Source organism: Serratia sp. G204Y (assembly GCF_051172435.1).
Classification (GTDB): domain Bacteria; phylum Pseudomonadota; class Gammaproteobacteria; order Enterobacterales; family Enterobacteriaceae; genus Serratia; species Serratia sarumanii.
Genome location: NZ_JBPIZA010000001.1, coordinates 2,554,898 through 2,572,095, shown reverse-complemented (window position 1 = coordinate 2,572,095; position 17,198 = coordinate 2,554,898). Strand labels below are relative to the sequence as shown.

General features: G+C 58.3%; 12 protein-coding genes. 10 read left to right on the top strand and 2 right to left on the bottom strand.

Features of this window, described 5'->3' with window-relative positions; translation table 11 throughout:
* Positions 1-35 precede the first annotated feature (35 nt).
* Positions 36-1,328 carry a citrate synthase gene (locus ACSBQQ_RS12655; RefSeq protein WP_016928730.1) on the bottom strand — a complete coding sequence of 431 codons (1,293 nt, stop codon included), beginning with the start codon at positions 1,326-1,328 and terminating at the stop codon, positions 36-38.
* Positions 1,329-2,058: 730 nt separating this feature from the next.
* On the opposite strand from ACSBQQ_RS12655, the gene sdhC reads away from it, so the two are divergent.
* The 8 genes from sdhC (at position 2,059) to sucD (ending at position 11,815) form a co-directional block, all read left to right on the top strand.
* A complete protein-coding gene (gene sdhC / locus ACSBQQ_RS12650) occupies positions 2,059-2,448 on the top strand; it encodes a succinate dehydrogenase cytochrome b556 subunit (RefSeq protein ID WP_004939893.1) in 390 nt (129 codons plus the stop codon).
* On the top strand, positions 2,442-2,789 hold the full coding sequence (sdhD, locus tag ACSBQQ_RS12645) for a succinate dehydrogenase membrane anchor subunit (protein WP_004939891.1): 348 nt from the start codon (positions 2,442-2,444) through the stop codon (positions 2,787-2,789). Before sdhC ends, sdhD begins: the two co-directional genes overlap by 7 nt.
* Entirely contained in the window at positions 2,790-4,556 is a 1,767-nt protein-coding gene (gene sdhA, locus ACSBQQ_RS12640; protein ID WP_015376974.1) for a succinate dehydrogenase flavoprotein subunit, read from the top strand. It abuts the gene before it with no gap.
* 16 nt (positions 4,557-4,572) lie between these two features.
* Positions 4,573-5,289 (top strand): succinate dehydrogenase iron-sulfur subunit, encoded by a 717-nt coding sequence (locus ACSBQQ_RS12635; RefSeq protein ID WP_004939885.1) that lies wholly within the window; start codon positions 4,573-4,575, stop codon positions 5,287-5,289.
* A 275-nt stretch (positions 5,290-5,564) separates the two neighbouring features.
* Positions 5,565-8,372: a 2-oxoglutarate dehydrogenase E1 component gene (sucA, locus tag ACSBQQ_RS12630; protein ID WP_033647497.1), complete on the top strand. Its 2,808-nt coding sequence runs from the start codon at positions 5,565-5,567 to the stop codon at positions 8,370-8,372.
* 64 nt (positions 8,373-8,436) lie between these two features.
* Positions 8,437-9,654: a 2-oxoglutarate dehydrogenase complex dihydrolipoyllysine-residue succinyltransferase gene (odhB, locus tag ACSBQQ_RS12625; RefSeq protein ID WP_049195548.1), complete on the top strand. Its 1,218-nt coding sequence runs from the start codon at positions 8,437-8,439 to the stop codon at positions 9,652-9,654.
* A gap of 122 nt (positions 9,655-9,776) precedes the next feature.
* On the top strand, positions 9,777-10,943 hold the full coding sequence (sucC, locus tag ACSBQQ_RS12620; protein ID WP_060429361.1) for an ADP-forming succinate--CoA ligase subunit beta: 1,167 nt from the start codon (positions 9,777-9,779) through the stop codon (positions 10,941-10,943).
* Positions 10,943-11,815, top strand: a complete 873-nt coding sequence (gene sucD / locus ACSBQQ_RS12615; RefSeq protein ID WP_004939878.1) for a succinate--CoA ligase subunit alpha — start codon at positions 10,943-10,945, stop codon at positions 11,813-11,815. The genes sucC and sucD overlap by 1 nt, the downstream gene beginning before the upstream one ends.
* A gap of 72 nt (positions 11,816-11,887) precedes the next feature.
* Here sucD and ACSBQQ_RS12610 read toward each other — a convergent pair whose 3' ends face one another.
* Positions 11,888-13,786 (bottom strand): bifunctional metallophosphatase/5'-nucleotidase, encoded by a 1,899-nt coding sequence (locus ACSBQQ_RS12610; protein ID WP_060429360.1) that lies wholly within the window; start codon positions 13,784-13,786, stop codon positions 11,888-11,890.
* A gap of 683 nt (positions 13,787-14,469) precedes the next feature.
* On the opposite strand from ACSBQQ_RS12610, the gene cydA reads away from it, so the two are divergent.
* Complete coding sequence (gene cydA / locus ACSBQQ_RS12605; protein WP_019454034.1) at positions 14,470-16,038, top strand: cytochrome ubiquinol oxidase subunit I; 1,569 nt, start codon at positions 14,470-14,472, stop codon at positions 16,036-16,038.
* Between the two features lie 14 nt (positions 16,039-16,052).
* Positions 16,053-17,192, top strand: coding sequence for a cytochrome d ubiquinol oxidase subunit II (gene cydB, locus ACSBQQ_RS12600; RefSeq protein ID WP_019454033.1), 1,140 nt, complete (start codon positions 16,053-16,055; stop codon positions 17,190-17,192).
* Positions 17,193-17,198 lie beyond the last annotated feature (6 nt).

Below are 17,198 nucleotides of genomic sequence, written 5' to 3'. Positions count from 1 at the left end.
GGGCGGCGCGGTGCGGTTTCAGCCGGGAAAGCGGCTTACTTGTTTTTCAGCTGGGATTTGAAATCGCGTTCGGCATAGCCGGTGTACAGCTGACGCGGACGGGCAATTTTGATGCCTTCGTCGTGCATTTCGTTCCAGTGGGCGATCCAGCCGATGGTGCGCGCGATGGCGAAGATCACGGTGAACATGGAAGAAGGAATGCCCATCGCCTTCAGGATGATGCCGGAGTAGAAGTCGACGTTCGGGTACAGTTTCTTCTCGATGAAGTACGGGTCGTTCAGCGCGATGTGTTCCAGCTCCATCGCGACCTGCAGCAGGTTGTCGTCCTTCTTGTTCAGCTCTTTCAGCACTTCGTGACAGGTTTCGCGCATCACGGTAGCGCGCGGATCGTAGTTCTTGTACACGCGGTGGCCGAAGCCCATCAGGCGGAAGGAGTCGTTCTTGTCCTTGGCGCGCTTGATGAATTCCGGAATGTGCTCGACGGTCTTGATCTCTTCCAGCATTTTCAGCGCCGCTTCGTTGGCGCCGCCGTGTGCCGGCCCCCACAGGGAGGCGATGCCGGCCGCGATGCAGGCGAACGGGTTGGCGCCGGAAGAGCCGGCGGTGCGCACGGTAGAGGTAGAGGCGTTCTGCTCATGGTCGGCGTGCAGGATCAGGATGCGATCCATGGCGCGTTCCAGCACCGGGTTCACCACGTACTCTTCGCACGGGGTGGCGAACATCATGTGCAGGAAGTTGCCGGCATAGGACAGATCGTTGCGCGGGTAAACGAACGGCTGGCCCAGGGAGTATTTGTAGCACATCGCCGCCACGGTCGGCATTTTGGACAGCAGGCGGAACGCGGTGATTTCACGGTGACGCTCGTTGTTGACGTCCAGCGCATCGTGGTAGAACGCCGCCAGCGCGCCGGTCACGCCGCACAGCACCGCCATCGGGTGCGAGTCACGACGGAAGCCACGGAACAGATGGGTGATCTGGTCGTGGATCATGGTGTGGCGGGTGACGGTGGTCTTGAAGGTCTCGAACTCTTCCGGCGTTGGGGTCTCGCCGTACAGCAGGATGTAGCACACTTCCAGGTAGGAAGATTCTTTCGCCAGCTGCTCGATAGGGAAGCCGCGGTGCAGCAGCACGCCTTTGTCGCCGTCGATGAAGGTAATCTTGGATTCGCAAGAAGCGGTGGAGGTAAAGCCGGGATCAAATGTGAAATAACCTTTGGAACCCAGAGCGCGGACATCGAGGACATCAGGGCCCAGTGTCGGTGTCAATACGCCCAGTTCGATCGGAGCTTCGCTGTCGTTAATGGTTAGCGTCGCTTTCTTATCAGTCATTTACTGTCTCCTTAGCGCCTTATTTTAAAAACCACTAACAACTGAAATACCTTAAATCTCTGCAGGTTGCCCGCAAAAAAATGGTGCGGACGCTAACTCTGTGAGCGACTGCGCAACTATGCGCGGGTAGGGTACAGAGTGCTGACCAGGCGAACGAGACGGGTGACCAGTTGTTAACGATTCATAGTAATTCGTTATAGTCTGTTAATCTTACCTATGAGCTGTTCGAAGAGATGTGAACCTATCCCAATAATCTGTTTTTATTTGCTTTATTTGCTTTTTGACGCCGGCAAAATCGAGCGGGAAACAACGGCTATTGGGATAGGTTCGTCAAATACACTGTTGCACAACTCGAACCCGGGGGGAAGTGTATCTGCTGACCCATAGCGCATCATAGGACCGTTTGTGCCCCTATATGTAATGGAAATGTTGATCTCTTGTCAAATCAGATAATTAATTTTGCACTAATTGTGAAATCCGTGATCTGAATCACTGTTCGGGGGAAATGTTATCAAAGCGGTTGTATGAGAATTGTAATCAGAATGTGATCCTCCTATACTGCCGCCAGGTCTCCGGATTACCCTGAAGTAGGAGCACCCAGCGTTATAAATGCGCGCCGTTTGAGCACAGAGGATGTTGATGTTTGAGCGCGTGACGTGTAAGGGTTTTAGGCTCTTAACGCTGTCTGATCCCCGCCCAGGCCCGGAGGAAGGAAAATAATAAGAGCTGTGTGGGCAAATACGTGAAAAAACAACGACCTGTCAACTTGGATCTGCAAACGATCCGGTTCCCCGTAACTGCGATAGCGTCTATCTTACACCGAGTCTCTGGCGTAATTACCTTCGTTGCCGTGGGTATCCTCCTCTGGCTGCTGGGCCTGTCACTCTCTTCCCAAGAGGGGTTCCTGCAGGCGGCCGCCATCATGAATAGCTTCATCGTCAAATTCATATTCTGGGGCATCCTCACGGCGCTGGCCTATCACATTTGCGGTGGCATCCGTCACTTGTTAATGGATTTTGGCTACATCGAAGAGAGTTTGGCCGCCGGTACCCGTTCCGCCCAGGTGGCGATCGGCCTGACCGTCGTGCTGTCAGTTCTGGCTGGAGTCCTCGTATGGTAAACAACGTTTCTGCATTAGGGCGCAACGGCGTGCACGATTGGCTGCTGCTGCGCGCTTCCGCTATCATCATCACCCTGTACGTCCTGTATATCCTGGGCTTCTTCGTCACGGCTCCGGAACTCACTTATGACATCTGGCGCGGTTTCTTCGCCACTTCCATTACGAAAGTGTTCACTCTGCTGACCTTGCTGTCGATTCTGGTGCATGCCTGGATCGGGCTGTGGCAGGTGCTGACGGACTACGTCAAGCCGCTGGCGGTTCGCCTGGTGTTGCAGCTGGCTGTCGTGGTCGCGTTGCTGGTCTATTTACTGTACGGAACAATCGTAGTGTGGGGTGCTTAAATGAAACTGCCAGTCAGAGAGTTTGATGCCGTCGTAATCGGCGCCGGCGGTGCGGGCATGCGTGCCGCGCTGCAAATTTCCCAAGCGGGCTCGACCTGTGCCCTGCTGTCCAAAGTTTTCCCGACCCGTTCCCATACCGTGTCCGCACAGGGCGGCATCACCGTCGCGCTGGGCAACAGCCACGAGGACAACTGGGAATGGCATATGTACGACACGGTGAAAGGTTCCGACTATATCGGTGACCAGGACGCCATCGAATATATGTGTAAAACCGGCCCGGAAGCGATTCTGGAACTGGAACACATGGGCCTGCCGTTCTCTCGTCTGGACGACGGCCGCATCTATCAGCGCCCGTTCGGCGGCCAGTCGCTGAACTTCGGCGGCGAGCAGGCGGCGCGTACCGCAGCCGCAGCCGACCGTACCGGCCACGCGCTGCTGCACACCCTGTACCAACAGAACCTGAAAAACCACACCACCATCTTCTCCGAGTGGTATGCGCTCGATCTGGTGAAAAACCAGGACGGCGCGGTGGTTGGCACCACGGCTATCTGCATCGAAACCGGTGAAGTGGTTTACTTCAAAGCCAAGGCCACCGTGCTGGCGACCGGCGGCGCAGGCCGTATTTACCAGTCCACCACCAACGCCCACATCAACACCGGCGACGGTGTCGGCATGGCGCTGCGCGCCGGCGTGCCGGTGCAGGACATGGAAATGTGGCAGTTCCACCCGACCGGCATCGCCGGCGCGGGCGTGCTGGTGACCGAAGGCTGCCGCGGCGAAGGCGGTTACCTGCTGAACAAACACGGCGAGCGCTTCATGGAGCGTTATGCGCCGAACGCCAAAGATCTGGCGGGCCGCGACGTGGTTGCCCGTTCGATCATGATCGAAATCCGCGAAGGCCGCGGCTGCGACGGTCCTTGGGGCCCGCACGCCAAGCTGAAGCTGGATCACCTGGGCAAAGAGGTGCTGGAATCCCGTCTGCCGGGCATTCTGGAACTGTCCCGCACCTTCGCGCACGTCGATCCGGTGAAAGAGCCGATCCCGGTTATCCCGACCTGTCACTATATGATGGGCGGCATTCCGACCAAGGTGACCGGCCAGGCGCTGACCGTGAACGAGAAAGGCGAAGACGTGGTGATCCCGGGGCTGTTCGCGGTGGGCGAAATCGCCTGCGTATCGGTGCACGGCGCCAACCGCTTGGGCGGCAACTCGCTGCTCGACCTGGTGGTGTTCGGCCGTTCCGCCGGCATGCACCTGCAGGAATCGCTGGAAGAGCAGGGCGTGAGCCGTGACGCCAGCGACTCCGACGTGGAAGCCTCGCTGGATCGTCTGAACCGTTGGAACAACACCCGTTCCGGCGAAGACCCGGTCGAAATTCGCAAAGCGCTGCAGTCTTGCATGCAGCACAACTTCTCGGTATTCCGCGAAGGCGATGCGATGGCCAAGGGCCTGGAAGAACTGAAAGTGATCCGTGAACGTCTGAAGAACGCACGCCTGGACGATACCTCCAGCGAGTTCAACACCCAGCGCATCGAGTGCCTGGAGTTGGATAACCTGATGGAGACCGCGTATTCCACCGCCGTGTCGGCCAACTTCCGTACCGAGAGCCGTGGCGCACACAGCCGCTTCGACTACCCGGAACGCGATGACGCCAACTGGCTGTGCCATTCGCTGTATCTGCCGCAATCGGAAAGCATGACGCGTCGTGAAGTGAACATGCAACCGAAGCTGCGCCCGGCATTCCCGCCGAAAGTGCGTTCTTACTAATTGCGGAGATCGACAGATGAAACTCGAATTTTCCATTTATCGCTACAACCCGGATGTCGATGACGCGCCGCACATGCAGGATTACACCCTGGAAGCGGAAGAAGGTCGCGACATGATGCTGCTGGATGCGTTGATCCAGCTGAAAGAAAAAGACCCGACCCTGTCGTTCCGTCGCTCATGCCGCGAAGGCGTGTGCGGTTCCGACGGCCTGAACATGAACGGTAAAAACGGCCTGGCGTGCATCACCCCGATTTCGTCGCTGCGCAAAGGCAACGGCAAGATCGTGATCCGTCCGCTGCCGGGCCTGCCGGTGGTGCGCGATCTGGTGGTGGATATGGGCCAGTTCTATACCCAGTATGAAAAGATCAAGCCATACCTGCTGAACGACGGCAAGAACCCGCCGGCGCGCGAGCACCTGCAGTCGCCGGAGCAGCGCGCCAAGCTGGACGGTCTGTACGAGTGCATTCTGTGCGCCTGCTGCTCGACCTCTTGCCCATCGTTCTGGTGGAACCCGGACAAGTTCATCGGGCCTGCCGGTCTGCTGGCGGCGTATCGCTTCCTGATCGACAGCCGTGACACGGAAACGCAAGAACGTTTAGATGATCTGGACGACGCTTTTAGTGTTTTCCGCTGCCATAGCATTATGAATTGTGTCAGTGTATGTCCTAAAGGCTTGAACCCGACGCGTGCGATCGGGCATATCAAGTCCATGCTGCTGCAACGCGGCGCATAAACGGAATGAGATGCTGCGCCGGGCTCTTTTCCGGCGCACATCCCATAGGGGAGGGAACCTCTAAAAACTGACCCGCGGCTGCGGCGCTATGCAGCCTGGTTCTTCCGCCGGTTTTTAGAGGTTCCTTGTAAGGGACCGCAAGGTCCATAACAGAACGTATCGGGCCGTCATGGCCGCAAGTACGTCGAGTGAACCGTTTTACGGCAAACCGTATTCATCACGGTAATTATGTTAACCACGGCGAAAACTAAAGCTTCAAAGCTTAAGGGATCATGATGCAGAACGGCGCAATGAAGGCCTGGCTGGATTCCTCCTATCTGGCGGGCGCGAACCAGTCTTACATAGAGCAGCTCTATGAAGACTTCTTAACCGATCCGGGTTCCGTTGAAGATAGCTGGCGTTCCATTTTTCAACAGCTACCAACCGCGGGTGTCAAACCCGATCAGCTTCACTCTCAAACGCGCGATTACTTCCGCCGCCTGGCGAAAGACTCCGCGCGCTACAATACCACCATCACCGATCCGGAAACCGACGCCAAACAGGTCAAGGTACTGCAGCTGATCAACGCCTTCCGCTTCCGCGGGCATCAGCATGCCAACCTCGATCCGCTCGGCCTGTGGCAGCGCGAGCAAGTTCCTGACCTTGATCCCGCTTACCACAACCTGACCGAAGCCGATTTCCAGGAAACCTTCAACGTGGGCTCTTTCGCCATCGGCAAAGAAACCATGAAGCTGGGCGATCTGTACGCCGCGCTGAAGCAGACCTATTGCGGCTCGATCGGCGCTGAGTACATGCACATCACCAACACCGAAGAGAAACGCTGGATCCAACAGCGCATCGAGTCGGTGGTGGGGCGCGCCAGCTTTACCGCCGACGAAAAACGCCGTTTCCTGAACGAGCTGACCGCGGCGGAAGGCCTGGAACGCTACCTGGGCGCCAAATTCCCGGGCGCCAAACGCTTCTCGCTGGAAGGCGGCGACGCGCTGGTGCCGATGCTGAAAGAGATGGTGCGCCACGCCGGCAAGAACGGCACGCGCGAAGTGGTGCTGGGCATGGCCCACCGCGGCCGTCTGAACGTGCTGATCAACGTGCTGGGCAAAAAGCCGGCCGATCTGTTCGACGAATTCGCCGGCAAGCATAAAGAACACCTCGGCACCGGTGACGTGAAATACCACCAGGGCTTCTCTTCCGACGTGGAAACCGAAGGCGGCATGGTTCACCTGGCGCTGGCGTTCAACCCGTCGCACCTGGAGATCGTCAGCCCGGTAGTCATGGGCTCGGTTCGCGCCCGTCGCGATCGCTTGGACGAAGCGCGCAGCAACATGGTGCTGCCGATCACCATCCACGGCGACGCCGCCATCACCGGCCAGGGCGTGGTTCAGGAAACCCTGAACATGTCTCAGGCTCGCGGCTACGAAGTGGGCGGCACCGTGCGTATCGTCATCAACAACCAGGTTGGTTTCACCACCTCCAACCCGCTGGATGCGCGCTCTACCGAATACTGCACCGACATCGCCAAAATGGTTCAGGCACCGATCTTCCACGTCAACGCGGACGATCCGGAGGCCGTGGCCTTCGTCACCCGCCTGGCGTTGGATTTCCGTAACACCTTTAAGCGTGACGTGATGATCGATCTGGTCTGCTACCGTCGCCATGGGCACAACGAGGCCGACGAGCCGAGCGCTACCCAGCCGGTGATGTATCAGAAGATCAAGAAACACCCTACGCCGCGCAAAATCTACGCTGACGTTCTGACCGAACAGAACGTGGCCAGCCTGGAAGATGCCACGGAAATGGTCAACCTATACCGTGACGCGCTCGACCGCGGCGATTGCGTGGTTGAAGAATGGCGTCCGATGAACCTGCACTCCTTCACCTGGTCTCCGTACCTGAACCACGAGTGGGACGAAGAGTACCCGAGCAAGGTTGAGATGAAGCGCCTGCAGGAGCTGGGCCGCCGCATCAGCACCGTGCCGGAAGCGATCGAAATGCAGTCGCGCGTGGCGAAAATCTACGCGGACCGCGCCGAGATGGCGGCGGGCAACAAGCCGTTCGACTGGGGCGCTGCCGAAACGCTGGCCTACGCCACCATGGCGGATGAAGGCATTCCAATCCGCATCTCCGGCGAAGACGCCGGCCGCGGTACCTTCTTCCACCGTCACGCGGTGGTGCACAACCAGAAAAACGGTTCCGTCTACGTTCCGCTGGCGAACATCCACAGCGGTCAGGGCGAATTCAAGGTCTGGGATTCCGTGCTGTCTGAAGAAGCGGTGCTGGCGTTCGAATACGGCTACGCCACGGCGGAACCGCGCACGCTGACCATCTGGGAAGCGCAGTTCGGTGACTTCGCCAACGGCGCGCAGGTCGTTATCGACCAGTTCATCAGTTCCGGCGAGCAAAAATGGGGCCGTATGTGCGGCCTGGTGATGCTGCTGCCGCACGGCTATGAAGGCCAGGGCCCAGAGCACTCTTCCGCGCGTCTGGAACGCTATCTGCAGCTGTGCGCAGAGCAGAACATGCAGGTGTGCGTCCCGTCCACGCCGGCGCAGGTTTACCATATGCTGCGCCGTCAGGCGCTGCGCGGTATGCGCCGTCCGCTGGTGGTGATGTCGCCGAAGTCGCTGCTGCGTCACCCGCTGGCGATTTCTTCGCTGGACGAACTGGCCAACGGCACCTTCCTGCCGGCGATCGGCGAGATCGACGACTTGGATCCGAAAGCGGTCAAGCGCGTCGTGCTGTGCTCCGGCAAGGTCTACTACGACCTGCTGGAACAGCGTCGCAAGAACGAGCAGAAAGACGTGGCCATCGTGCGTATCGAGCAGCTGTATCCGTTCCCGCATCAGGCCGTGCAGGCCGTGCTGGAGCAATACTCGCACGTGCATGATTTCGTCTGGTGTCAGGAAGAGCCGCTGAACCAGGGCGCCTGGTACTGCAGCCAACACAACTTCCGTGAAGTGGTGCCGTTCGGGGCTTCTTTACGCTACGCAGGACGTCCGGCCTCCGCTTCTCCGGCGGTGGGCTATATGTCCGTACACCAGAAGCAGCAGCAGGCTCTGGTGAACGACGCGCTGAATATTGACTAATGTTCGCTCGCTTGCCGGCCAAGGGGCCGGCAAGCAGATGATAAAAAACTTAAGGGAAAGCTAAATGAGTAGCGTAGATATTCTGGTTCCTGACCTTCCTGAATCGGTTGCCGATGCGACCGTAGCCACCTGGCACAAAAAACCGGGCGACAGCGTGCAGCGTGATGAAGTCCTGGTTGAAATCGAAACCGATAAAGTGGTGTTGGAAGTGCCGGCCAGTGAAGCGGGCATTCTCGATGCTATCGTGGAAGAAGAGGGTGCGACCGTACTGTCTCGCCAGCTGCTCGGCCGCATCCGTCCGGGCGACAGCTCCGGCAAGCCGACCGCTGAGAAGAGCCAGGAGAAAGAAGCCACGCCTGCACAGCGCGCTACCGCGAGCCTGGAAGAAGAAAGCAATGACGCGCTCAGCCCGGCGATTCGCCGCCTGATCGCCGAACACGATCTCGATGCCAGCGCCATCAAAGGCACCGGCGTGGGTGGCCGCATCACGCGTGAAGACGTGGAAGCGCACCTGGCCAAAGGCGGCGCCGCCGCCAAACCGGCCGCCGCCGCTGAAGCCGCGCCGCAGCCTGCTCTGGCCGGCCGCAGCGAAAAACGCGTGCCGATGACTCGCCTGCGCAAACGCGTCGCCGAGCGTCTGCTGGAAGCGAAGAACAGCACCGCGATGCTGACCACCTTCAACGAAATCAACATGCAGCCGATCATGGATCTGCGCAAGCAGTACGGCGAAGCCTTCGAGAAGCGCCACGGCGTGCGTCTGGGCTTCATGTCCTTCTACATCAAGGCGGTGGTTGAAGCACTGAAGCGCTTCCCGGAAGTGAACGCGTCGATCGATGGTTCTGACGTGGTTTACCACAACTACTTCGACATCAGCATCGCGGTTTCGACCCCGCGCGGCCTGGTGACGCCGGTACTGCGCGATGTGGACGCCATGAGCATGGCTGACATCGAGAAGAAAATCAAAGAGCTGGCCGTTAAGGGCCGCGACGGCAAACTGACCGTGGAAGAGCTGACCGGCGGTAACTTCACCATTACCAACGGCGGCGTATTCGGCTCCCTGATGTCTACCCCGATCATCAACCCGCCGCAGAGCGCCATCCTGGGCATGCACGCCATTAAAGATCGCCCAATGGCGGTCAATGGTCAGGTGGTGATCCAGCCGATGATGTATCTGGCGCTGTCTTATGACCACCGCCTGATCGACGGTAAAGAATCCGTCGGTTATCTGGTGACGGTCAAAGAGATGCTGGAAGATCCGGCTCGTCTGCTGCTGGACGTCTAGTAACCCTTGCCGGGCGCGGCATGCCGCGCCCGCACTCTGTGCTATGTGGCCGGAAAACCATGCGGTTTACCGCGTAATAATGGTCCGGCTAAAAACCTTCAGAACTGAATGGATAGAACATCATGAATTTACACGAATATCAGGCAAAACAGCTGTTTGCTCGGTATGGCATGCCGGCACCAACCGGTTACGCCTGTACCACTCCGCGTGAAGCAGAAGAAGCCGCATCCAAAATCGGCTCCGGCCCGTGGGTGGTGAAATGTCAGGTTCATGCTGGCGGCCGCGGTAAAGCGGGCGGCGTTAAAGTCGTCAACAGCAAAGAAGATATCCGTGCCTTCGCGGAAGCCTGGTTGGGCAAGCGTCTGGTGACTTACCAGACTGACGCGCTGGGCCAGCCGGTTAACCAGATCCTGGTTGAAGCGGCGACCGACATCGATAAAGAACTGTACCTGGGCGCCGTCGTAGACCGTGCGACCCGTCGCATCGTGTTCATGGCGTCTACCGAAGGCGGCGTGGAAATCGAGAAGGTGGCGGAAGAAACCCCAAAACTGATCCACAAAATGACCATCGATCCGCTGGCGGGTCCACAGCCTTATCAGGGCCGTGAGCTGGCCTTCAAACTGGGCCTGACCGGTAAGCAAGTCAGCCAGTTCGCCAAGATCTTCATGGGCCTGGCGACGCTGTTCCTGGAGCGCGACCTGGCGATGGTTGAGATCAACCCGCTGGTGATCACCAAGCAGGGCGATCTGGTGTGCCTGGACGGCAAACTGGGCGCCGACGGCAACGCCCTGTTCCGCCAGCCGGAACTGCGTGAAATGCGTGACCCTTCCCAGGAAGACGAGCGCGAATCCCGTGCGGCTCAGTGGGAACTGAACTACGTTGCCCTCGACGGCAACATCGGCTGCATGGTTAACGGCGCCGGCCTGGCGATGGGCACCATGGACATCGTTAAACTGCACGGCGGCGAACCGGCCAACTTCCTGGACGTTGGCGGCGGCGCGACCAAAGAGCGCGTGACCGAAGCGTTCAAAATCATCCTGTCCGACGACAAGGTGAAAGCGGTTCTGGTTAACATCTTCGGTGGTATCGTACGTTGCGATCTGATCGCCGACGGCATCATCGGCGCAGTGGCCGAAGTGGGCGTTAACGTCCCGGTGGTGGTGCGCTTGGAAGGGAACAACGCCGAACTGGGCGCCAAGAAACTGGCGGACAGCGGCCTGAATATCATTGCTGCGACCAGCCTGACTGATGCGGCTCAGCAAGTTGTTGCAGCAGTGGAGGGTAAATAATGTCCATTTTAATCGATAAGAACACCAAAGTAATTTGCCAGGGCTTCACCGGTAGCCAGGGGACTTTCCACTCCGAACAAGCTATCGCTTACGGCACCAAAATGGTTGGCGGCGTAACCCCGGGCAAAGGCGGCACTCAGCACCTGGGCCTGCCGGTGTTCAACACCGTGCGCGAAGCGGTTGAAGCGACCGGCGCCACTGCCTCTGTGATCTACGTTCCAGCGCCGTTCTGCAAAGACTCCATCCTGGAAGCGATCGATGCCGGTATCAAACTGATCATCACCATCACCGAAGGCATCCCGACCCTGGACATGCTGACCGTGAAAGTGAAGCTGGACGAAGCCGGCGTGCGCATGATCGGGCCGAACTGCCCTGGTGTGATCACCCCAGGCGAGTGCAAAATCGGCATCATGCCTGGCCACATCCACCTGCCGGGCAAAGTGGGCATCGTTTCCCGCTCCGGTACCCTGACCTATGAAGCGGTGAAACAAACCACCGATGCCGGTCTGGGCCAATCCACCTGCGTGGGCATCGGCGGCGACCCGATCCCGGGCTCCAACTTCATCGATATCCTGAAGATGTTCCAGCAGGATCCGCAGACCGAAGCGATCGTGATGATCGGTGAGATCGGCGGCAGCGCTGAAGAAGAAGCGGCAGCTTACATCAAAGAACACGTCACCAAACCGGTTGTCGGCTACATCGCCGGCGTGACCGCGCCGAAAGGCAAGCGTATGGGCCACGCGGGCGCCATCATCGCAGGCGGCAAAGGCACGGCGGACGAGAAGTTTGCTGCGCTGGAAGCGGCGGGCGTGAAAACCGTTCGCAGCCTGGCGGACATCGGCGACGCGGTAAAAGCGGTGCTGAAGCGCTAAGAATTTAGTACGAAATAACAATATCTCGACATGTTTGGCCACCCATTGGGTGGCCTTTTTTATTGGCGCCGATCAGAAGTCGTTGAGCGCCTTGATCAAGGCGATCCGATCCTGCAGGCGGCGCTGTTGCACCGGATCCACGGCGGCTTGGCGCTGTTGCTCCAGCGAGGTGAGGGCGGCGCGGTAATCGTCGGCGTTGCGGAACAGCGCGTTTTTGACGTTGATCGACGCGACGTTGGTGTAGCGGCCGTCGTCGGTGGTCGGTACCTGGATAATGCCCTCATTGAGCAGCCGTTTGACGATCGCCCGCTGCGGTTCGTAACCCTCCATGCCGACCAGCTTCCAGCGCTGCGGCGGCACGCCCTGATACTGGCCGTGTTTCACTTCCGTCAGGTAGCGCAGGGTCAGGTGGCGAATGGTGCCTTCTTCTTCACCGTATTGCGCTTTGCTGTCGAACAGCACCGGGAAGGATTGCCCCTCCAGCGCGCCACCCTTTTGCGTCAGGTGGCCCATGCGGTAACTGTTCATGCCCAGACGGATCGGCATATCGTCGGTGACCGGCGTGCCGTTCGTCAGGCGCAGATCGACGATGCGCGCGCCGGCGGGTTGGCGCAGATCGATGGTGTAAGTGACGCCGTCGAAGAAATCGTTGGTGGAATATTTGGACGATCGCCGCGCCGGGTTAAAGCTGTAGGTGACGTCGCCCGGCTGCAGCTGATTGAAATAGTCGGCGGACCACTCCATGTAGCGTTTAAGCGCTTTGCCGTTGAGCTGATACACGGTGATCTCGCCGCCGGCGTATTGGTAGTTAAAGGCGATATCCTTGGCCTTGATGTCGCCGACGTCCAGTTTGGCGCGATCGTTGTCGATCTGCAGGGCGATCACCTGCGCCAGCGGCGCATAGTGGCGGGCGGCCTGCTGGAACAGCGCGCTGATGCCGGTATCCTGCACGTGCACCTGGGGAATGCCGCGGAATTCGTCGGCGGGCACCAGATCGCTGCCGCTCAGCTTCGCCACGACCCGGTTGGCGTTGGCGCGCAAAATGTCATGGTACGGCTGGTAGAGCGCCTGCATGGCGCTGTCCGGCGTCATCCCTTTGATGGAGTAGGTGTAGCTGTTTTTGTCGATCAGCGTGAATTTGCCGTCGCGGCGTTCAAACTGCAGATCGATGCGCGACAGCGCGCGACCGTATTTATCCGGTTCGGTGATGATGACGCCGTTAACCACCGCTTTGTCGATCTTCACATGCATATGGCCGGCGACGATCGCCGCCAGCTCCGGGTTGGCGTTGGCGATGTCGGCCACGCCGGTGCCGGGGCGCTGGTTCTCATTGTCGATGCCCATATGCGCCACCAGCACGATGGCGTCGACCTGGCCGTCGATTTGCCTGATGACCTGCTTCACCGCCTGCACCGGATCGGTGAAGTTCAGCCCTTTGATGCGATCGGTGCCCTTGGCGAATTCCGCGGTCATCGGCGTGTCCATGCCGATAATGCCGATCTTCACGCCCTGGCGTTCGACGATGGTGTAGGCCGGCAGATAGGGCTTGCCGTTGTCCCAGACGATATTGCCCGCCAGCGCCGCGCCCTTGAACTGCTTGAGCGGCGTAGCCAGCACCGGCAGGCCGAAGTCGAACTCGTGGTTGCCCATCACCCAGACGTCATAATTGAGCGCGTTGAGGCCCAGCATCATCGGGCTGACGGCCTCATGCTTGAAGGTTTCGACGAAGTTGCCCTGAATGGTGTCGCCGGCGTCCACTAGGATCAGGTTGGGCTGCTCGGCGCGCACCTTTTTGACCTGGGTGGCTATCTGGCTCAGGCTGCCCGCCAGATTTTCCGTGTCGCTGGCGTAGTCCCAAGGCACGAAGGTGCCGTGCAGATCGGAGGTGCCCAGCAGGGTGATATTTACCGTTTCGGCGGCCATGGCGTTTCCCGAGAGTCCCAAGACAGAGGCAAAGATGATTTTTTTCATAAGTTATTGTCACTCAATGCAATTTTAACATAAGTGGTCATTCTGCTACAAAATCGCAACCTTTACGATCCCATCGCGAGAAATAGACTAATATTGGAGAGAGATTTGTTGTTTTGTGACTGCTATCACTGTCACGGCTTATTGGAAATAAAAGGTTAATTATGTCGCATAATAAGCGCGTAATAATACAATGGCGGCTCTTTTAAATTACATTTATTTAACACAAAAATATCATTAAAAAACAATTAAACCATTGCGCAACATGACCCTAAGAAAATTATGCGAAATGTGCTGATGAATATGGAAATAAGATGCGGATAGGCTTAAATTGTCTCAGATCAAATTAGCCCGAAGTACCTCTTTCGGCTAAGATTTGACCTGTAACCAAAAGTCTAACCCACGTCACGTAAAAACCTATTTATTGTGTGGGATTGGGCGAGTATCATCCATGTTGTGATTATGGATGGTTGATCTTGTTGCATTTGTTACCCGTTGTCGGTTTTCAGTGGCGTGCTTGTCGAGGGCCCGAGGGGCTATTGGCCGAGTGTGCGGTTGAAAGCGGAGAAGCTGGATCAAATTTGTTGTGTTTAAGGGCATTCACTGCGGGGCGTTACTGGCGGCTTTGAAAGAGGCGTGCCGATAACCGCGTGTCGGAGTCTTCCTGCGAGGAGCAAGGAGTCAAGATGTTTGATATTGTCGAACTGTCGCGCTTACAGTTTGCTTTAACGGCGATGTACCATTTCTTATTTGTCCCATTAACGCTCGGTATGGCGTTCTTGCTGGCAATTATGGAAACGGTATATGTCCTGTCTGGCAAACAAATCTATAAAGACATGACCAAATTCTGGGGAAAGTTATTTGCGATTAACTTTGCTCTGGGTGTGGCCACCGGTTTGACCATGGAGTTCCAGTTCGGGACTAACTGGTCGTATTTCTCTCACTACGTCGGCGATATCTTCGGGGCCCCACTGGCTATCGAAGGTCTGATGGCGTTCTTCCTTGAATCGACGCTGGTCGGCCTGTTCTTCTTCGGCTGGGATCGTCTGAGCAAGGTGCAGCACATGGCGGTAACCTGGTTTGTGGCCCTCGGCTCCAACCTGTCCGCGCTGTGGATCCTGGTTGCCAACGGCTGGATGCAGAACCCGATCGCGTCGGATTTCAACTTCGAAACCATGCGCATGGAGATGGTCAGCTTCTCCGAACTGGTGCTTAACCCGGTTGCGCAGGTGAAATTCGTTCACACCGTGGCTTCCGGCTACACCTGCGGCGCGATGTTCGTTCTGGGCATCAGCTCCTACTACCTGCTGAAAGGCCGCGACATCGCCTTCGCCAAGCGCTCCTTCGCCATCGCTGCCAGCTTCGGTATGGCTGCCATTCTGTCCGTTATCGTTCTGGGTGATGAATCCGGCTATGAAATGGGCGACGTGCAGAAAACCAAACTGGCCGCTATCGAAGCGGAATGGGACACCCAGCCGGCGCCGGCGTCCTTCACCCTGTTCGGCATTCCCGATCAGGACAAGATGGAAAACTCCTTCTCTATTCAGATCCCGTATGCGCTTGGCCTGATCGCCACCCGCTCCACGGACACTCAGGTCACCGGCCTGAAAGATCTGATGGCGCAGCATGAAGTACGCATCCGCAATGGGATGAAAGCCTACCAGCTGCTGGAAGAGCTGCGCGGCGGCAACACCGATCCTGCGGTGCGCGCCGAATTCAACAAAACCAAGCAAGACCTGGGCTACGGTATGCTGCTGAAGCGCTATACCCCGAACGTCACCGACGCGACGGAAGCGCAGATCCAGCTGGCGACCAAGGACTCCATTCCGCGCGTGGCGCCGCTGTATTTCGCCTTCCGTATCATGGTGGCCTGTGGCGTGATCATGCTGTTGATCATCGGCCTGTCGTTCTGGAACGTGATCCGCGGCCGCATCGGCCAGAAAAAATGGCTGCACCGCGCCGCGCTGTACGGTTTGCCGCTGCCTTGGATCGCGATCGAGTCCGGCTGGTTCGTGGCGGAATACGGCCGTCAACCGTGGGCGATTGGTGAGGTGCTGCCGACGGCGGTCGCCAACTCTTCGCTGACCGCGGGCGACATTCTGTTCTCGATGGGGCTGATCTGCGGCTTGTACACCCTGTTCCTGGTGGCTGAATTGTACCTGATGTTCAAGTTTGCGCGTCTGGGGCCAAGCAGCCTGAAAACCGGCCGCTATCACTTTGAACAACCGACTGCCGCCGTGCAGGAAGCGCGCTAAACAGGAGTCCACGTATGTTTGACTATGAAGTACTGCGATTTATTTGGTGGGTCCTGGTTGGCGTACTGCTGATCGGCTTCGCCGTCACCGACGGTTTCGACATGGGCGTCGGCATTCTGGTGCGCATCATCGGGAAAACCGATACCGAGCGCCGGGTGATGATCAACTCCATCGCCCCGCACTGGGACGGTAACCAGGTGTGGCTGATCACCGCCGGCGGCGCGCTGTTCGCCGCCTGGCCGATGGTCTACGCAGCGGCCTTCTCCGGCTTCTACGTCGCCATGATCCTGGTGCTGGCCGCCTTGTTCTTCCGCCCGGTCGGTTTCGATTACCGTTCCAAGCTGGAGAGCAGCCGCTGGCGCAACATGTGGGACTGGGGCATCTTCATCGGCTCCTTTGTGCCTGCCGTGGTCTTCGGCGTGGCGTTCGGCAACCTGCTGCAGGGCGTGCCGTTCCACATGGACGAGTACATGCGCCTGTTCTACACCGGCAACTTCTTCCAACTGCTGAATCCGTTCGGTCTGTTGGCGGGCGTGGTCAGCCTGACCATGCTGGTCACCCAGGGGGCGACCTACCTGCAAATGCGCACCACCGGCGAGATCCACCTGCGTTCACGCGCTGCGGCGCAGATCGCGACGCTGATCATGGCGGTGTGCTTCCTGCTGGCGGGCGTATGGCTGGTGAAAGGCATCGACGGCTTCGTCGTGACGTCGGCGCTGGACACCCTGGCGGAATCCAACCCGATGCGTAAAGAAGTGGCGCATCAGGCCGGCGCCTGGCTGATCAACTTCAACAAGTATCCGCTGCTGTGGGCGTTGCCTGCGCTGGGCGTGGTGCTGCCGTTGTTCACCATCCTGTTCTCGCGTCTGGAGAAAGGCGCGCTGGCGTTCGTCACCTCGTCGCTGACCATCGCCTGCGTCATCCTCACCGCCGGGGTCACCATGTTCCCGTTCGTGATGCCGTCCAGCACCGTGCCTAACGTCAGCCTGACCATGTGGGACGCGACGTCGAGCCTGTTGACGCTGAAAGTGATGACCGTCGTGGCGGCGATCTTTGTGCCTATCGTTTTGGCGTACACCAGCTGGTCGTACTACAAAATGTTCGGTCGCCTCGACAAGAACTACATCGAAAACAACAAGCATTCGCTGTACTAAGGATAA

Bases quoted from the DNA above. Each gene is read 5' to 3' on its own strand.
- ACSBQQ_RS12655 (WP_016928730.1), bottom strand. From the start codon at position 1,328: ATGACTGATAAGAAAGCGACGCTAACCATTAACGACAGCGAAGCTCCG.
- sdhD (WP_004939891.1), top strand. From the start codon at position 2,442: ATGGTAAACAACGTTTCTGCATTAGGGCGCAACGGCGTGCACGATTGG.
- sdhA (WP_015376974.1), top strand. From the start codon at position 2,790: ATGAAACTGCCAGTCAGAGAGTTTGATGCCGTCGTAATCGGCGCCGGC.
- ACSBQQ_RS12635 (WP_004939885.1), top strand. From the start codon at position 4,573: ATGAAACTCGAATTTTCCATTTATCGCTACAACCCGGATGTCGATGAC.
- sucA (WP_033647497.1), top strand. From the start codon at position 5,565: ATGCAGAACGGCGCAATGAAGGCCTGGCTGGATTCCTCCTATCTGGCG.
- odhB (WP_049195548.1), top strand. From the start codon at position 8,437: ATGAGTAGCGTAGATATTCTGGTTCCTGACCTTCCTGAATCGGTTGCC.
- sucC (WP_060429361.1), top strand. From the start codon at position 9,777: ATGAATTTACACGAATATCAGGCAAAACAGCTGTTTGCTCGGTATGGC.
- sucD (WP_004939878.1), top strand. From the start codon at position 10,943: ATGTCCATTTTAATCGATAAGAACACCAAAGTAATTTGCCAGGGCTTC.
- ACSBQQ_RS12610 (WP_060429360.1), bottom strand. From the start codon at position 13,786: ATGAAAAAAATCATCTTTGCCTCTGTCTTGGGACTCTCGGGAAACGCC.
- cydA (WP_019454034.1), top strand. From the start codon at position 14,470: ATGTTTGATATTGTCGAACTGTCGCGCTTACAGTTTGCTTTAACGGCG.
- cydB (WP_019454033.1), top strand. From the start codon at position 16,053: ATGTTTGACTATGAAGTACTGCGATTTATTTGGTGGGTCCTGGTTGGC.